Consider the following 18,553-nt stretch of genomic DNA (forward strand, 5'->3'; position numbering starts at 1 on the left):
TAATTTATTAAACAAAATATGACGACAGTTTTAAGAACTAGGTCGTCATATTTTTTTATCAAGTCAGAATTAGTAATAATCGTTTTCTTAATTTACCTCAAAAACATTCAGTGAATCACCTTTACCAGCAGTTACAATTAAGTATTGTCCATCAGTCGATAAAGTAACAGATGATGCACCAAGTAGATTATTTTCATTAAAATCTAAATTGTTTATCGTATCCTTGAATGTGAGCGTGCCATCTACATTTCTAGAAAAAATAGATAAAGCATTGTCGTTTTCAGCTACAACATATAATAATTTATCATCGTGACTCATTAAAACACTACCCGCACCGTCAAGACCTGTGATTTGCTCACTTTTAATTGATTCTAAGTAACTTAATTTACCCTGATGGTCTTGATTAAACACTACAATCGCGCCACTGGCGCATGCTACGTATAAATATTCACCATTGTTAGAAAATACAATACTCTGTGGTTTATCTAAGTTATTAATACCATTAGCGTCATTTACTAGGCTTTGCTCTAAACGAAATGTATTATCTTCTTCTCTTATAAAGTAATTAATTACATTCTCATTAAAACCAGCAACAGCAAGATAATTATCATCTGGTGATAAAGCCACATCAACAGCACCTTTTAAGCCAAAATTGATGTTATCTGTATCTTTAATGGCATGTGAAAAAATAGGAAAACCATCTTCATTAATATTAAAAATACTGACAGCATTACTCACCGAACTGGCTATATACAATTGATTTGCTGAGCTGTTTATTTCGATATCATACGCGCCTAATAAATAAAATTTTTGTAATGCAGATGAGATAGGTTTTCCTTTATATTCCCACCAATTAATTTTATCTGAATAAGTATGTTGGTAGTGAAATTTACCATCATCTGCTTTTTTAAAAATAACTAAAGCATTATCATAAAAACTCACTACATACGCATATTGACCATTTTTAGAAATAGCAACATCTGTCGCACCGCGTAAGCCTTTAATCTCTTCGTTATTTTTAAAAACTTGTGATAATGAAAGTGTTACATTATTACCCACATTGAATATTGCTAACGCATCATCATCAGCGCTTACAACAAAAAGCTGTGAATCATTTTGATTAAATTTTGCAACGCGGGGATTATCTAAGCCATCAATATTATTGATAGTATCTTGTAATAGGTGAATGTGCTTAATATTTTGAAATTGCAGTCCTGATGAACAACCTATTAAGCTAAATAATGAAAAAACAAAAAATGATGAAACGAAAAGCTTTAAATAGCGCATAACTTTCTCATGAAAATGTCGTAGTTCTATTTTATGCCTTAACTAAAGGTTTTTCCTCATTTTTGTGCCAAAAGTATTTAAAAAACATTTGTTTGATTGTATTTTAATCAAAATTTAGATGAGGGGGAGTGGGTTTAAATCAAAATAATTTAAACCCGTGATAAATTATTCTAAGCCTGCTTCGAAAGTTAAAAACAATGTATTAACCATCTTATCTGCTAAAGCATTATCTTTTAATTCTTTTTCATAAGTCGCATGTAATAAATAACGGCCAGCTTCTTGAGGAATAAATGAAACTATGCCCTTATTATCAGATTTAACTTCAATTGCTTCAATTTTATTACGGTATAAAGTCCCCTCTCTTACAATTGATACTTCAGCATTTTTAACTGGTTTACCATTAAATAGGAATTTAAATTCGGTATCATTTTTTTCAACAATATCAGCAGGGTGAGTAATAGGAACTAGTTCAAAATATTGATTTGTTGGTTTAAATGCAGCGTTATTCGGGGTATTTAATGTTACGTAAGTTTCAACTCGCGAAAAATATAATGCGCCTTCTAAATCATAAGCACCTTTGGGCATCATCGCTTTAGTGGCTAATTTATCAACACGTGTACGCACTGGCTTATCAGAACCTTTCATTTTATATCTTGAGTAATATTTGGCAGACGTTTCTTTTTGGAAGCGGTAAGTGCCTATTTCTGTTAATTGATAATCAAAAACAGATTTACGTGAGCCTCTATAACTTGATGAAGGGTATGCTTTTTTACCTTTTGGTGTAATGATTTCAATATCTTCAGAGCCAAAAGGCTTATCAAATACGAATACCTGATTACCAGCAGTTACATCAGATGTGATCCATACACCTTTTGAACCTTCTGCTGAAACATTAAACTCGTTAGGCAAGATCCAACGATCATGTGCAGCTACGTTATGAGACATAACAGAGGCAGCAATCATTGATGTTGCCATTAAAAGTATTTTTTTGGTTTTCATGTGTGATCCTATTTTTAAATGCTAAATTATTTATTAAATGTAATTTCAATGGGCCCTGTTTCAGCAGTTGCTTTTAGGTGTGTTGTAAAGTCTTTGTTTAATGTAAAGCTATGTTTTAATAAGTTACGGCCACCGTGCTCTCTGACAACTTCAATAAAAACACGGTAATCACCTGTTTTTATCTGATTGTTTTGCTCGTCAGTCAAATCCCAATTAATATCGTAAGTACCAGCTGGACGTGTCGCCGATGAAATGCCATCTACCCATTGCGCATCGCTTCTACCTATTTTACGCCACCAGCGACGAATATCTTTTAACCATTTTTGACCTTTAGGCTCGGTCCAAAGTGCAAGCGTTTTAACATGTTTACCTTTGTTAGTTTCTATCCAAACAGCTGTGTATGGTCTGTGGTATTGACCTTCTGTAATAACTGGTAGCGTCAATGATACTGATAGATTAGATTGAGCGTACAAGGGGAGGCTACTAAACAATATGGCAGCACTAATAATTTGATTTTTTATTTTCATTTTAATCTCGTTAAAATTATGGAACTAAAGTGATATAAATAAGCACACAACCTGAGCTAACAAGTGTCATGTATAAAAGTGATTTTTTTAACTTTCTGGTTTGAGGTAACAATAAATAAGCCCCAGTGAGTGAAAATAAAATAATCAAAATAGAACTGATATCGAGTATTAAGCGCCAAGCTAAGCCCGCATTACGCCCTTTGTGTAAGTCATTTAAAATGGCGATAACGCCATAATTTTGCCTTTCTATAATCGCAATATTATCGATTAAATCTAAAGTAATATTTTGATAGGTACCCGGTCCTTTATGCACAACGATCACTTCATCATCAGTGAACTCTATGCTATTAAAATCAACGCCCCATTGGCTTTTTAGCCAATGACCGCTTGCTTGCTGCCAATTAGAATCTAATGGTTCACTAGGGAGTAAATAATCTGGGATGGCTTGTTCGCTAAAGTGACTATTATCTATTTTACTATCGAACCAGTCAGGGTGGTTTAATGTAATGCCAGTAAAAGCATAAAACAGCATAAATAAGAATAATGCCATTGATACATAAATATGGATTGCACGTGCAATGCTAAGTGACTTTTTATTTACACGTTTTTTTGATTTAGAGTTCACTGCTACAGCTTAATATTAGAACATGCAAATGCACGCGTTAACGATAGTGATTCTCATTATACTTTAAATATTGATTTATAAAAGTAATTTTGTAAATTAATAAACTGAGAAGGTATTTCACAGACATTTATTATTAGCTTATAAAAATATAATTTGCGCTTTTTTCAGTCGTAATAACAAAACAAACAAGCTAATATAGTGTAAATAGTATGTGAGTTATTATATTTTAAGCGGCCAAGGACGAGACTTAATAAATTATCAATTGGAAAGTTAGTGAAAAGAATCTCCATATCATTATTTAGTATTTTAGTATTAGCATTTAGCTCAGATGTATTGTCTCAATACAGTAAACAGCTTCAAAGAATTTCTCCTGATGAGGGGTTATCACAAACCTCTGTTTCAAAAACAATTCAAGACAACTTAGGCTATATGTGGATTGCAACAGAATTAGGGTTAAACCGTTCTGATGGTAATATATTAACAACATTTCCAGGGCCAAATGGCATCTTTGATAGCGAGTCAATCGTTACATTATATAAAGACAAAAAAGGTATGCTATGGGTCAGTACCGCATTCTCAGGCCTTTTTAGAATTAACCCGCAAACATTAGAGACCAAGCAGCTTTTCAAAGGAAAGTTCAATCCAACTGATGATAAAATCAGCATAGTTGATATCATACTTGAAGATGATCAAGGTAACTTTTGGTTAGGAGTATCGACTAAACTAATAAAATATAATCTAAATACAAATGAACAAACTGTCTATATAACGCTCGATAGTGATTTAGATTTTTTCAGAGACTTATTATTAAAAGATAACTTCTTATATATTGCCACTTCAAAAGGTTTCTACCAGTTAAACACTTTAACTAATAAAGTCCAATTAATTGAACATCGCCTTGTTGAGGATAATTCCATTGATTCAAATAATACAAAACTATTAAAATTTGATAACCAGCTTGGATTATTAGTTGGCACTGTGGAGGGCTTATATCAATTAAATATTAATGAATTTGGTATCAATCCACTTATAAAACCTAAAAAGATTATTCCATTATTAAACATATGGGATATGAGCGAAAATGAAACAGGTTATTTTGTAGCAACAGAGAAAGGTCTTTTTCAATTCAATTCGAAAAAACTACTTTTAGAACCTTTGTTGAAATTTAGTAAATCACAGTATCAAATTAATGAAGATTCTATAATTGATATTTTTGAAGATAAAACGGGTTTATTATGGCTAAGCTCTAGAACACAAGGGGTTTTTACTTGGCTACCCCTAGCACAACGATTTAATAACTATAATATGTTCTCTGAGCCAAAATTAAGTCATGATATGGTCTGGTCTAATTATCAAGATACTAATGGCATATTATGGGTTGGAACTGACAACGGATTAAATAAATTAAACCTAAAAGACAAAACCAGTACTGCTTATTTGATGACTCACGATAAAAAAGCTGTCGCTGGATTACATACAATTCATCATATTTTCTCAGGTAAACAAGACTACTTATGGCTGTTAACATCAGATGGATTAAAATACTTTAATAAACGAACAGGTATTGCCTCTGAGCCTAATTATAATCAACGCACACTAAAGATACTCGAAAAAGAAACTATTTATACAGCTAAAAAAATCTCTGAACACCAGGTTATCTTAATAACAGATTTAAACTATTACATATATGATAGTCAGAATGGGTCATTAAAATTACTTAAAGAATTAACCGAATACGCGCCAGTGGATCTCGCGTATCGATTCATAAAGCCTCTACCAAATGAACCCAATACACTTCTTTTAGCTTATTCTGGTCATTTATATCAGTTTCATTTAATAACAAAAGAAGTCTCTCTTATTTATCAAGTAAAAAATTATCAACCGCAAACTTATAATTACGTCGATAATTGGGTGATCCATAATGATATTTTATGGCTAAGTGTTTCAGGTGAAGGGTTAATTGGTCTTCATAAAAATACATATAAAGAGTTATATCGTTTCGATACAAATAATTTATTGCCTTCAAATAAAATTTATTCATTAGCACTAGGAGCAAATAACGATTTATGGTTTAGTTCCCAAGTAGGTTTATTTCAATTAAGCTTAACTAATTTCAATTTAAAGCAATATTCAGTAAAAGATGGTTTATCTGCTAACGAGTTTAATGGCTATGGGGTGACGCATTTAGATAATGGTCGAATAGCATTTAACTCTACCCGAGGCCTTGTTACATTAAACCCTAAAGAATTTTCAAATGAGCAGCTACATAAAGATAAATTGACAGTGAGTATTACTGACATCTCTTTATTATCACGTGAGTTATCTTTTACACCTAACAAGTATTTAAACGAGCCTGTAAAAATCCAACATGATGACTTTGGTTTAAATATTTCCTTTTCTATTTTTGACCATAAAAGTATTAATAGAGTACGTTATCATATTGAAGTGTTAGGCCCTGATAAATTAAATTTTAATGACTTAAAAGAATCACATATTAACTTTTCTAAGTTAGCACCGGGTATACATACCATTTCAATTTCAGCGACAGATCCCAATCTAGGCACAAAAACAAAAGCTGTTAGCCTAACAGTGCATGTTGCATACCCACCATGGCAAAAACCTTGGGTAAAAGTATTGTGCGTAGTGATATTTATCCTGTTAGTTTCAATATTCTATGTTAGAAGAGTCAAACTACAGCATAAAGCGCAAAAAGCACATAACGCTTTAAAAATTGCTCAAGAAGAAACAGCGCTCGCGCTTGAAAATAGTCATAGTGGGATTTGGACCTATTTACCAACTGAAAGTAAATGGATAGATAAAAGAGTATCCTCTGAGCTTGGCTTTCCAGAAAGAGATACTGAATTCACCTTAAAATCACATATTAAGCTGGTTCATCCTGATGATACTAAAACTTATACAGCCTCCTGGTTAGCATTTATATCTGGTGACATACCTCAATGGCAAGCGACATATCGCATGCAAAACTATAATGGTGATTGGGTTTGGTTTCGTGAAACAGGAAAAATTGCAAGCTTTGATGAAAATAATAAGCCAAATCGGTTTTCAGGTACCTATACAAATATCACTGATACCAAAGCAAATGAATTTCAAGCCCAAATTTATGGTGAAGCTTTTTCTCAAATTAATGACTGGTTATTGATATTAGATATAAACAAACAACTTGTTTCTGCAAATGCTTCATTTTTTAAGAGCTTTAATTTAAAAAATGATGAAGATTTAAATAAAGTGCTCGTCCGTTTTATTAAGTCACTATCGTCAAACGCCTATGCAAAATACAACACTATTTTTGATTCATTAGAGGTAGGTGGAAAATATAGTTGCGAAGATTTTGTCACAACGGCAAAACTGAGTGTCCCAATACTGGTGAGTGTTAACTGCGTGTCATCTGATGAAGGCAGAACACGACATTTTGTGATCATAATTTCAGACTTAACAATTCAAAAAGAATCTGAAGAAAAACTCAAAAAATTAGCGAGTTTTGATCATTTAACCAAAATACCCAATCGTACATTAATGTTAGATCGCATCAGTCAAGCTATCATACATGCTAAAAGCCAACATCATACTTCAGCATTATTTTTTATAGATTTAGATAGATTTAAGCCAGTAAATGATACTTTTGGCCATTCTATCGGAGATAAATTACTCAAAAGTGTTACCCAAAGACTATCAAGCTTACTATCAAATGATGATTGTATCGGTAGACAAAGTGGCGATGAATTCATTATTTTAATTGAGCAGTTCTCATCTCCTGATGAGCTAACTCATTTAGCAACTGATATAAATAAGCTTTTAGCTAAGCCTATTAATATTGAAAATTATTCTCTTAATATATCAGCAAGCATTGGTATTGCGGTGTATCCATTTGATGCACAAAACGCAGAAGAGTTAATTCAAAACTCAGATATTGCCATGATCCATGCCAAGCAAGCGGGTAAGAATGGATTTAGATTTTTTACAGATGAAATGAATCATAAAGCTAAAAGGCGTATGACTTTTGAAGCACAATTAAAATCAGCTGTGAAAAACAATGAACTAACAAATCACTATCAACCTATCATAAATACAAAAGACAAAAGTGTTTGTGGGGTAGAACTCTTATTAAGATGGCCGACTGATAATGGCATGGTTTCTCCTGGTGTTTTTATCCCAATTGCTGAAGAAATATCTCTAATAACTGAGGTAACAGAGCAAGCTTTAACGCGTGTATTAAACGAGTTTTCTGATTTCTTAAAGTTAAATCCGAACTTTTATATTTCTATTAATCTATCAGCAATTCATATATTGCGCTCAGATCTTACTAATAGCTTAATGGAAATTATCACGCCATATAATATTTCGCCAAGACAATTTAGGTTGGAGATCACTGAAAGTATTTTAATGGATGATAAAAATCGTGCATTAGAACAACTAAAGAAACTAAAAAAAGCTGGATTTAGGTTATTTTTAGACGACTTTGGTACTGGTTTTTCTTCATTAACTTACTTAAGTCAGTTCCCAATAGATGTAATCAAAATAGATCAAAGCTTTGTAAGAGATATAGGCACTAACAAAGTAAATGAATCTATCATTAAAACCATATTAACTTTAGCTAAAAATCTTGAGATATATTGTGTTGCTGAAGGGGTTGAGACGCGAGAGCAATTACACTTTTTAACTAAACAAGGTTGTACTAATTTTCAAGGGTATTATTTTGATAAACCTATGTCTTATCATGACTTGATTGAGTCAGGCAGGATTAAAAATTTAATTGATGAAATTCAACAAAGTTAGCTTTCCTAGCAATTTTCATCTCTTAATTCTTAATTAATGAGATAAGCATCGCAAGTTTTGTTGTGCATATAACTAAAATGCCAACAAACATTAAGCTAATTGTAAACAATAGTGACATTAAAAAGAAATTTGATAATGTATTAGCTGTGTTTAAATTGTTATGTGTTGTGAATAAATCTAACCAAGTCTCATGGTTTTCAAATTTGTATTTTTTCATTTTACATTGTCGGAATGTTATTGATGCCATTAATATTAGCTTAAAAGGTTGTAGGAAAAAGTTTCAAATTGTTCGAAAGTGTAGGAGGGGTTATAGCGCCGGTTTACTTGATTATATTTGTAAACCGACGATCATGTTATCTGCTAATAATTGTTTAATTTATCAAAATATTTTTTAGACTCTACATTTACTTTTTTTGCTAATAGTATGGTAGAAACCATAGTTGGAATAGCCATTAAAGCATACATAACATCTATCAAATTAATCACTAATTTAAGCGATGCAATGGCGCCTACAATTATCAAAGCTAAATAAAAGATAATATAAAATCTTTGAAAGGTTTTACCTAATAAAAACTCAGCACATTTTCCGCCATAATACCAAAAACTTAATACCGTACTGGTACTTAGAAAGAATACAACCATAATTAGTAGGTAACCGCCAATCCCAGGGAATGTATTTTCAAAAGCTTGCGCTGTTAAACTAACACCAGTGAAATCACCATCTAATACTCCAGTGACTAAAATTGCTAAAGCAGTGCAGGTACATACAATTAAAGTATCAACAATTGGACCTAAGGTTGCAACTAACCCCTCTCTTATTGGTTCGTCAGTTTTTGCCGCACCATGGGCCATAGATTCTGTGCCTATACCAGCTTCATTAGAAAATGCACCACGTTGTACACCTATCATAATAATCGTGCCTAGCAATCCACCAGCAACCGAACTTGAATTAAATGCATTTATAAATATTGAAGCAAAAGCAGGTATTATTTTATCTAAATTGATAAACAAAACACTTAATGTCATTAGTAGATAAACAACCACCATAAATGGCACTACTCGACTGGTTACTTTTGCAATCCTAGTCAGTTTACCCATCACAATTGAGGAGATTAAAATACAAAGCAATATTCCACACATCAGATCAAAACTAAAATGCTGACTTTGAGATGCAAGTCCATTTGGTATCGCTATAAAATCTCTCAATATTTGCACCAACTGATTTATTTGAAAAATAGGCAATGAACCAAACATACAGGCGATACAAAATAACCAAGCAAGTGGCAGCCATTTATGGCCTAATCCTTCACGTATTACATACATGGGACCACCTTGTAATTGACCGCTTCTATCAAGTCCCCGAAACTTTACTGCAAGTGTCGCTGTATAATATTTAGTTGAGATACCCACAATCGCAGTGATCCACATCCAAAAAATGGCGCCAGATCCTCCTAAAGTAATTGCGACAGCAACACCACTTATGTTGCCTAAGCCGAGTGTGCCTGATAACGCCACCATTAATGCTTGAAAATGACTGAGTTCTCCTTTGGCCTTAGAATCTTTATCATATTTACCAAGTGTAATATCTATTGCATGTTTTAAATGTCGATATGGCCTAAGTTTTGAATAAATGACAAAAAATAAACCGCCACCTACAAGAATTATAACCAGAGGTAATCCCCACAAAAAACTTGCGATATTACCTAATGTGGTTTCAATTTGATTTATGAGTTGTGATGACATTTAAGCTCTTTTTAAATTTTTTGTTCAATTTAGTAACGATATAAATACCAGTCACAAATTTTAGAAGTAATATATTGATCTGTATCACTATCCTACATTCAAACTTAACTAATTGCGACATTATGTCACACCCCAAAGATTACATTGTTAATTACAATTGCGTTACACTTTTTATTGAGCAATCAATTATGCAATCTTATTTAAAGATATCTCTACTCGCTTTATGTATTTCAGCAAGTTTTCATTCAAACTCTCAAGAAGTTTCCAAAAACAATGAAATAAAAGATATTGAAAGAATTTCTATAACAGCAACCAGAAAAGAATCTTTAGACACAGATTTAGCTATGTCTGTTCATAGCATTAATTCAGATGAGCTTAAAATCGATAACGGACAGCATATTGCTGAATCTTTAAATAGTGTATCGGGTGTATTAATAGACCAACTTTCTGGCGGACAGGGTCATAAAACGGCAATAAGAATGCCGATGAATACCAGCGGTTATTACTTATTTTTACAAGATAATGTGCCCATTCAATCAGCTGCTTTTTTTAATCATAACGCTTTATGGTGGTCTAGCTTTAATTCAAATGCTGCTCGTGTTGAAGTATTAAAAGGAGCCGGCACTGCTTTATATGGATCTGGGGCTGTTGCAGCAACAATAAATGTACTTTCTAAGCCAATCAGTAAAAAGCCTGAAACTGATTTATCTATGACATTTGGAGAGTCTGAATATAATAAAATGGCACTTAGTCACTCGCAAAACTTAGATGATAACAATGGCATAAGAGTATCGGCATCTCATTTATCAAACCAAGGCTGGCGTGATCATACAAGCTCTCAACGGTCAGAAATTACTGCTAGACATGAATATACCATCAATGATTCCCAATCATTAACCACCTCCGTGGTAATGAGTGATTTAGAACAAGAGATGGCTGCAGGTTTATCTAAAGATTTATTTGAAAATAATCCTACTGATTCAGGTTTACCACAGCAAGTACTAGAAAATGATCCTCTTAGAAAAAGTCAGTATCTAAAATTATCTACACAATGGGATTTTTACTCAGGCGATAATTATTATTCTGCGATTGGTTATATTCGTCATAGAACAAATGACTACACGGCAACTTGGAATGCAAATATGCCAAACAATGAATCCCAAGTTAATTCGCTTGGTTTATTGGCATTAGCAAACTGGCAACATGACAATGATGCTAATTCTATTTTTGGGATCGATATTGAGTTAACAGAAGGCGAACAATTTTCAAATCAACCGACAGATATCACTACAACGGGTTATGGTGCAGATACCTTTCTCAAAGGAGAAATATTCTATGATGATACAACCCGCTATACAGGCATTTCACCTTATTTTCAGCATCAAAGGTCATTGAATCAAAAATTAGAACTCACTTTAGGTGCGCGTTATGATTACGCTAAGTATGATTTTGATAATCATATGTCAGTGATAGGTGATATAGTTCATGGGTTGCAAAGCTTAGCAGATAGAAGCGATAGCTTTAAACACCTCAGTCCTAAAGCCAGTTTAAATTACCATTTAACCGATGAATCAAGTACTTATTTACGATATGCAAATAGTTTTAGACTGCCAACAGCCGGTAGTTTATATCATATAAAATCAAGTGATACTGCTGATAATTTATCAAGCATTGAAGCTGAAGTATCTGACACATTTGAGCTTGGATATAAAAATAATCTAGAGAATGTATCTATTGATTTAGCGTTATTTTATATGGATGTAGATGATGCAATAGTGCGTGCATATGATGATAACGGCCGAAGATTTTTAACCAACGCAGGACGTGTTATACATAAAGGATTTGAAGCCGCTGTTAATTGGCACGTGACAACGAATTTCAACATCTCTATGGCTTATAGTAAAGCCGATCATGAATATGATGAATTCATCATAGATGAGGGCCGTTTCAAACGCGGAGAATTAGTTGAAAAAGATTTATCAGGCAACAGCATGGTTATGGCACCAGAATATTTAGCAAACCTAAGGTTAAGGTATCAACCTGAAGCAATCTCTGGGCTATCAACTATGGTAGAAGTGCAATCTATTGGTGAGTATTGGATGGATGAAGAAAACGAGCAAAGTTATGATGGTTATGCTATCGCAAATATAAAATTAAATTATGATGTCACCAATAAATTAAGTTTAAATGCCAGAGTTTTGAACTTAACAGATAAATTTTATGCGCAAGAAGCGCAAGTGAGATATGGCAAACAAAGATATCAACCGGCAGCTCCTAGAACAGCTTATTTTGGCTTGAAATACCAGTGGTAATGACTATGAAATTATTATTATCAGGATTATTTATTATTTGGTGTTCATCTTTAGCAGCACATCAGCATGTAATGGATCCACCAGATCAAGCTAAGCTTAAAACCTGTCAAGCACAGCATGTAACATGTGCAAAAACAGTGACTATAGCCACGCATCCAAATGGGGATATCTGGCGTGTTTGGGCCAATAATAACCAAATGTATTATGCCATTTCACATGATCTGGGTAAGCATTTTAGTAGAGCGATTAAAATAAAAGCAATTAATGAAAAAATATCTGCGCGAGGTGAAAATCGCCCTAAAATCGCTTTTTCAAGTACTGGTCATGTTTACTTATCATGGTCAAAGCCTGGCATTAAAAAATATACAGGTGATATTAGGTTTAGCTATTCTCAAAATGGAGGTAAATTTTTTGCTAAACCCATTACCGTTAATAATGATAATTTAATAACGGGCCATAGTTTTAATGAAATGATAGTGACTCAAGATCAAAAACTCGTTTTAATTTGGTTGGATGGACGCGATAAATATAAAGCAAAAAAAGCAGGGCAGCAGTTTAATGGATCATCGATTTACTTAGCACAAGCTAATTTTGAAAATGATCTCAGAGTCACATTTTCTAATATTAAACTGGCGCAAGGTACCTGTGTTTGTTGCCGGTTAACCTTAGTAGAAACCGATAAAAATCAAGTTTCTATTATGTATCGGGATATATTTGGGGATAATATCCGTGACTTTACATTAATGAATTACGATCTAAGCAGTAATGAAGTTATCAGTCGTCACAGAGTCACTCAAGACGAATGGTTTATCAATGGTTGCCCTCATCAAGGTGCGGGCATTTCAAAAACAGATGGTAGATTACACTTAACTTGGTTTAACCAAGGCAGTAAAGGCAAGGGGATTTTTTACGGTTATACCGATACCTTAGGTAAAAAGATATCTAAACCTATACCTGTAGGGGAGCTTAGTAAACAAGCGGTACACCCAAATATTATTTCTAATAATAAACAGGTCGATATCGTATGGCTTGAGTTTAATGGCGTAAAACACGAACTATGGCATAAACAATCTCTTGATAATGGCCACTCATTTCAAGCTCCGAATTTACTTACAACTTCAAGTACGGGCGCAGATAGGCCATTTTTATTCAAGTCTAAAAACGGGTCTAATCATGTATCTTGGCATAAACCAAAAACAGCCCATTGGACAACTAAACTATGAGCTCATTAAAAATATTATCTCATATCTTATTGTGTATTATATTGGGTTTTACAGCCCTGGAAAGTGCAGCCCAAAGTACACAGTTTAATAAGCAAGTTTGGCATGATGTAAAAAAGCAAAACTTAAATGAAAATTGGATTGCAGTATTTTGGTCTTTAGAATGTCCACCTTGCTTTAAAGAGCTCAAAACAATTTCTCAAATGCTAAAAGTTAACTCAGATCTTAAAGTTGTTTTAATTAACACAGATTCAGATGATGAAATAAAGCAAGATATGGATAAGGTTATCAATGAATATGAATTAAATACTTTAGCTTTGCTACACTTTGCTGATGAACAAGCAATGCAAAGTAGGTATATCGTTGATCCAACTTGGTATGGCGAGTTACCACGCAGCTATTTTTTTAACAAGAAAGGACAAAGCCAAGGTCGCAGTGGTTTAGTAGATAAAGGCATTTTGCAAAAATGGCTAAATTAATACCTTAAAGATCTAAATTTAAACGTAAAGAATCATCTTGTATAGGGGGAAAATCATTCGGTTTTCTCCCTATTTTTAATTTAAGTCCCACCATTACATATAGTGTTAACTAACATGATAGTGACGTCGACTATGCTCTTCACGTCGACCTTGGCTAAAAGCAGATACACGTTTTAAATAACCTATCACACGGGTACCATAATCTATATCTTCTGAGCCACATTCACTGCATTGAGAAATCGTTTTTTTATCAATATGTTCGCATACATTACATATAGTACACTTCACATTTATACAAAAGTAATTGCATCCTGTTGTTGCGGCAATATCCAATAAGTTTTCATAATTCGTTTTAGTTAAAGACTCTTCTAAGTTTAAATGTAAAGCTGAACCACCATCTAAGTATTGGATCATTTCTTTTCCATGTAATATAAATTTATCTAAATGATTAATAGACTCATCTTCAACTACATAAAAATATGAATTATAACAATCTCTTGGTACCTTGTAGCCATCTCGTTTATCCCATTTAGCATTTTTAATGCCTAAGTTCTCAGCTGGTACAAATTCCGTATTAAAACGATAGCCATAAATTTTATGTGCCTTTTTATTCGCGGTGTAGATCTTTTTTAATTGGTGAGATACATAATTTTTATAATCAGGGTTATTACCAACTATAATGCCAATAGACTCAGCGGCTTCACTCATGCCATTAATGCCTATTGTTAAAAATTGCTTATCAAGATTTATAAAGCCAGCATCATAAACTGTTAACATGCCTTGATTTAAGTAATCATTCATAATCTCTCGGTATGCAACCTGATACTTATGTATTTTATCTATCTCTGTAGTTAAATCTCGATTATCTTGCTGAAGTCTATTCATATTTATAGTGATAACATTTATGGAGCCTGTAGCTACGCCTCCAGCACCTAAAGTGTATGAAAAAGTATTATCTGACATTTCATTTCTAAGTCGGCAACAAGATGCAAGAGAATCTGCATTATCAGATTGGTAAATAAAAAATGTATTGCCTTTACTTAATTGTTCAGCACAAAAGCTTTTAAATTGTTTATCTTTCACTTTACCATCTTTAGTTAGCATAGCTACCGTTATTACAGGAAATGTCAGTACAGCTTTTTCTCTTTCAATTGCAAACCAGTCCATAAAATAATGCTGTAATGTATTTAATGAACCCCACTGTGGCTCTGATCCATCTGGAAATCGAAAATTTTCAAAAATTGCTGAAAAATAATGTTCGTCATATAAAGAGATGTTCCAAAATACACTCTGATAACCCCGAGCAGCCGCAGGTTGATTAATCGCATAAACAACATGTTGTAAATGATTAGAGATTTGTTTTGAATGTGTTGTTAAATAAGCCTTGCCATATTCTTTTTTTGCAAAATAATCAAAGTAAGTTAAAAATTCGACAGTCGCAATGGCACCTGCAAATTGAGAACTGATCGCAAAAACCAAATTTACAAATGATCCGCAAAAAGATTCTAAATGTTGAGGTGCCTTTGACTCACCACCTAGTTTTGTTAAACCATCTAATAGAAATGGATACATAGTAATCGACGTACAATAAGGCTTTAAACTAGTTTCATCATGAACATATATTTCATGCTCTGCAATTTGCCTCTCATATTCTACAGCTAACTCTTTATCAAATAGGGCTGCTATTTTTTGTTGAACTAAAGCGCGGTTGATATCTAATAAAAAATCTTTTGTTATTTCAGCTTCAAGCGTCGCAATATTCTTATGAGTAACATTGGCATTTGCATCTAGTTTTGAGCCATCGGCAGCATTACTCGCTTGTATATATTGATCAATAAAAGAGAGTTTTTTTGTTATTTGATTTGTATTGAGGTGTGCCATTTTAATTCCCTAAAAATTTATAGTTGAGTAAGGTTTTTGTTTTAACGTTGATAAATCTTTGATTGGTATTTTTGTTATTTAAGCCGCCGAGTTGTTTTTGCCATCTACCAGTTTTTAAAAAATCTAAATGCGCTATGATGCTATTACTGACTTTTTCAGCTCCTGTGTATAAGCAAGTTTTAAGCCCTTGATTTTGAGCAAATTTTAAATGCGCGATAAGTTTATGGGCTTGCCACTCACCTCCGAAGAAAACAACACAGGTAATGAGGTTTTTGTATTGAGATAAGTAATTTGAAAAAGTTTTAGCATCTAATTCAACACCCGAGGTTGCAGTCCAGCTGTCTTGGCTATGACACCCATCACACGCAAAAGGACAACCAGTAACTAAAAATGCCAAAGATACTTCATTAGGTACTTCTTGAAATACAACTTGTGGTTCAAAGCAATTAAACATTAAAAATACCATATATTGTGTTTATTTTCATAAACAAGCACAATATATGGATTATTATGAAATCGCTAGTCAGTTAATTACTCAAAAATTGTGTTAGATCAACTAATTTATAAATAATAAAATTTCAGTAGTTTAAAAGGGGTAGATATTAAATTTAAAAATTTCTTACATTTGAAATTTAAAGGACAAAGTTAAGCTGTGTTACTATGCAGAAATACCCTGAACAATGTTTAATAATATGTCAAAAGAAGTTATCAGAATCCTCGTAGGGTCACTTAACCCTGTTAAAATCAATGCAGTAAAAAATGCATTTTCTAATATTTTTGCTAACAACCAAATTATTTGTAAAGGCATGCATGCGCCATCCAGTGTTTCTGAACAACCTATGACAGCAAGCGAAACACGCCTTGGAGCGATAAACCGAGCACTATTTTGTAAAAATGGATCTAATAATGCCGATTTTTATGTTGCTCTAGAGGGCGGTGTTGATTTAACCGAAGACGGTCCAATCACATGCGCGTACTTTTCAATTATCAATAATCAACAGCAATCTGTCGGCAGAAGTGCAAGTTTGCCATTGCCATTAAGTGTTTATGATGATCTAGTTGCGGGTAAAGAATTAGGACATGTGATGGATGAATTATTTAATACAACCAATATTAAACAAAAAGGGGGGGCGATTGGATTATTAACACAAAATAACGCCACCCGTGAAAGCATTTATACTCAAGCACTGATTTTAGCATTATCTCCCTTTATAAATGCAGACTTATATCATGGAACAGGAGTGAATAATGAATTATAAATGGATATTATTTGATGCTGATGAAACGTTATTTCACTTTGATGCATATCAAGGCTTAAAATTAATGTTTGAAAAGTTTGATGTTGACTTTTCAATTGATGATTTTGAAATCTATCAAAGAGTCAATCAGCCACTTTGGGTTGAATATCAAAATGGCGATATTACAGCACAACAATTACAACATAACCGATTTAATGATTGGTCGAACAAACTGTCTGTATCGACTCAAACGCTTAATAGCGAATTTTTACATGCAATGGCACAAATCTGTAAACCACTTGATGGTGCTAAAGAGCTCATTCATTATTTATCCACAAAAGTTAAAATGGGGATCATTACTAATGGCTTTACACAATTACAAACTGTGAGACTAGAAAAGACAGGCTTTAAAGATGTATTTTCAACACTCATCATTTCTGAGCAAGTTGGTGTTGCAAAACCAGATATTGGTATTTTTGAATATGCCTTTAAAACCATGGGAGAGCCTAATAAAAGTGATATTTTAATGGTAGGGGATAATCCCCATTCTGATATTTTAGGTGGTATAAATGCTGGTATAGATACCTGTTGGTTAAACGTAGATAAACTAAATAGGCCTAAAAATATTACACCTACTCACGAAGTTGATTCTTTGTGGCAACTATTAGAACTATTTAAATAATAAATTCAAGCCTATTCTTGCACTTTCCTAGTGCAAGAAATCACTAAAAAAGTGCATGAAATTAATTTCATATGTGCTTTTCAAATCATCATTATATGAAGTAAATTCATCTGGCTACACATCTGGACCCAAAAAGGGTTCTAGTTGAAAATATCTCACCAAAATAAGATCTATTATCATTTAAAAACATATAAATTTAAATTATATTAAATATTAATCAAAAATGGTTTATTTATTGCTCTATCTACTACACTAAGTTTTCTTTATAAAAGCCATAACATTTTGTTTTATTTTGGTGCAGTAAGCTCAAATAAATACTGTCATAAAACCTAAATATTCATATGTTTAACTTTAATGAGCTTAAGTAACATCATTTAGAACATTGTTAAAACACGCGTTTTAGTCATGTTCGGCAAGGAATTTTTTCGGTTTAGAACTGTTAGGAGCCAATATGTTAATTAAAAGATTTTTTAAAACCAAACAAGAAGCAGAAGTAACGTTTGAATTTAATGTATCAGATGTGAAGAAAGTACAACTCGTTGCTGAATTTAATGACTGGCAACCTATTGATATGAAGTTCAATAAGAAAGATAAAGTCTATCGTACGAGAGTGAGGCTACCTAAAGACAAAGACTTTCATTTTCGTTACTTAATTAATGAAGATAAATGGGAAAATGACAATCATGCTGATGCTTATATTCAAAATAGCTTTGGTAGTGATAATAGTGTTGTAAATACCTATCAAGCTTAAGGCGAATATAGCCTT

Annotated in this window: 14 protein-coding genes; 7 read left to right on the forward strand and 7 right to left on the reverse strand. The window is 32.9% G+C overall.

All coding sequences use genetic code 11. From position 1 onward, the window contains the following. Nucleotides 1-87 precede the first annotated feature (87 nt). The 4 genes from KO527_RS14005 to KO527_RS14020 all read right to left on the reverse strand — a co-directional run bounded on the left by KO527_RS14005 (nucleotide 88) and on the right by KO527_RS14020 (nucleotide 3,438). On the reverse strand, nucleotides 88-1,287 hold the full coding sequence (locus KO527_RS14005; protein ID WP_216040904.1) for a beta-propeller fold lactonase family protein: 1,200 nt from the start codon (nucleotides 1,285-1,287) through the stop codon (nucleotides 88-90). A 165-nt stretch (nucleotides 1,288-1,452) separates the two neighbouring features. Beyond that, nucleotides 1,453-2,286, reverse strand: coding sequence for a DUF4198 domain-containing protein (locus KO527_RS14010; protein WP_216040905.1), 834 nt, complete (start codon nucleotides 2,284-2,286; stop codon nucleotides 1,453-1,455). A 26-nt stretch (nucleotides 2,287-2,312) separates the two neighbouring features. Continuing rightward, entirely contained in the window at nucleotides 2,313-2,813 is a 501-nt protein-coding gene (locus KO527_RS14015) for a DUF2271 domain-containing protein (RefSeq protein ID WP_216040906.1), read from the reverse strand. Nucleotides 2,814-2,829: 16 nt separating this feature from the next. Then, the gene (locus tag KO527_RS14020) at nucleotides 2,830-3,438 is read right to left on the reverse strand and encodes a PepSY-associated TM helix domain-containing protein (protein ID WP_216040907.1); all 609 of its coding nucleotides are present in this window, start codon (nucleotides 3,436-3,438) and stop codon (nucleotides 2,830-2,832) included. 273 nt (nucleotides 3,439-3,711) lie between these two features. On the opposite strand from KO527_RS14020, the gene KO527_RS14025 reads away from it, so the two are divergent. After that, complete coding sequence (locus KO527_RS14025; protein WP_216040908.1) at nucleotides 3,712-8,232, forward strand: EAL domain-containing protein; 4,521 nt, start codon at nucleotides 3,712-3,714, stop codon at nucleotides 8,230-8,232. 360 nt (nucleotides 8,233-8,592) lie between these two features. Here the strand turns inward: KO527_RS14025 and KO527_RS14030 are convergent, their stop codons facing one another. Then, nucleotides 8,593-9,975 (reverse strand): alanine/glycine:cation symporter family protein, encoded by a 1,383-nt coding sequence (locus tag KO527_RS14030; RefSeq protein ID WP_216040909.1) that lies wholly within the window; start codon nucleotides 9,973-9,975, stop codon nucleotides 8,593-8,595. A 188-nt stretch (nucleotides 9,976-10,163) separates the two neighbouring features. On the opposite strand from KO527_RS14030, the gene KO527_RS14035 reads away from it, so the two are divergent. Genes KO527_RS14035 through KO527_RS14045 form a run of 3 tightly spaced genes read left to right on the forward strand, consistent with a single transcriptional unit; the run spans nucleotide 10,164 to nucleotide 13,986 of the window. Next, nucleotides 10,164-12,287 (forward strand): TonB-dependent receptor, encoded by a 2,124-nt coding sequence (locus tag KO527_RS14035; protein ID WP_216040910.1) that lies wholly within the window; start codon nucleotides 10,164-10,166, stop codon nucleotides 12,285-12,287. Between the two features lie 5 nt (nucleotides 12,288-12,292). Then, nucleotides 12,293-13,510 (forward strand): exo-alpha-sialidase, encoded by a 1,218-nt coding sequence (locus KO527_RS14040; protein ID WP_216040911.1) that lies wholly within the window; start codon nucleotides 12,293-12,295, stop codon nucleotides 13,508-13,510. Continuing rightward, nucleotides 13,507-13,986 (forward strand): redoxin domain-containing protein, encoded by a 480-nt coding sequence (locus tag KO527_RS14045; protein ID WP_216040912.1) that lies wholly within the window; start codon nucleotides 13,507-13,509, stop codon nucleotides 13,984-13,986. The genes KO527_RS14040 and KO527_RS14045 overlap by 4 nt, the downstream gene beginning before the upstream one ends. A gap of 105 nt (nucleotides 13,987-14,091) precedes the next feature. On the opposite strand, the gene nrdD is transcribed toward KO527_RS14045, so the two are convergent. After that, nucleotides 14,092-15,867 (reverse strand): anaerobic ribonucleoside-triphosphate reductase, encoded by a 1,776-nt coding sequence (gene nrdD / locus KO527_RS14050; protein ID WP_216040913.1) that lies wholly within the window; start codon nucleotides 15,865-15,867, stop codon nucleotides 14,092-14,094. Between the two features lies 1 nt (nucleotide 15,868). Beyond that, nucleotides 15,869-16,321: an anaerobic ribonucleoside-triphosphate reductase activating protein gene (nrdG, locus tag KO527_RS14055; protein WP_216040914.1), complete on the reverse strand. Its 453-nt coding sequence runs from the start codon at nucleotides 16,319-16,321 to the stop codon at nucleotides 15,869-15,871. Between the two features lie 238 nt (nucleotides 16,322-16,559). Here nrdG and yjjX point away from each other — a divergent pair, with 238 nt between their 5' ends. From yjjX to KO527_RS14070, 3 genes are all read left to right on the forward strand, one after another. Further along, complete coding sequence (gene yjjX, locus KO527_RS14060; RefSeq protein WP_216040915.1) at nucleotides 16,560-17,126, forward strand: inosine/xanthosine triphosphatase; 567 nt, start codon at nucleotides 16,560-16,562, stop codon at nucleotides 17,124-17,126. Next, nucleotides 17,116-17,787, forward strand: a complete 672-nt coding sequence (gene yjjG, locus KO527_RS14065; RefSeq protein WP_216040916.1) for a pyrimidine 5'-nucleotidase — start codon at nucleotides 17,116-17,118, stop codon at nucleotides 17,785-17,787. Before yjjX ends, yjjG begins: the two co-directional genes overlap by 11 nt. A 451-nt stretch (nucleotides 17,788-18,238) precedes the next feature. Continuing rightward, nucleotides 18,239-18,538 (forward strand): isoamylase early set domain-containing protein, encoded by a 300-nt coding sequence (locus KO527_RS14070; protein ID WP_216040917.1) that lies wholly within the window; start codon nucleotides 18,239-18,241, stop codon nucleotides 18,536-18,538. Nucleotides 18,539-18,553 lie beyond the last annotated feature (15 nt).

Source organism: Pseudoalteromonas sp. C2R02 (assembly GCF_018860845.1).
In the GTDB taxonomy this organism is placed as follows: Bacteria; Pseudomonadota; Gammaproteobacteria; order Enterobacterales; family Alteromonadaceae; genus Pseudoalteromonas.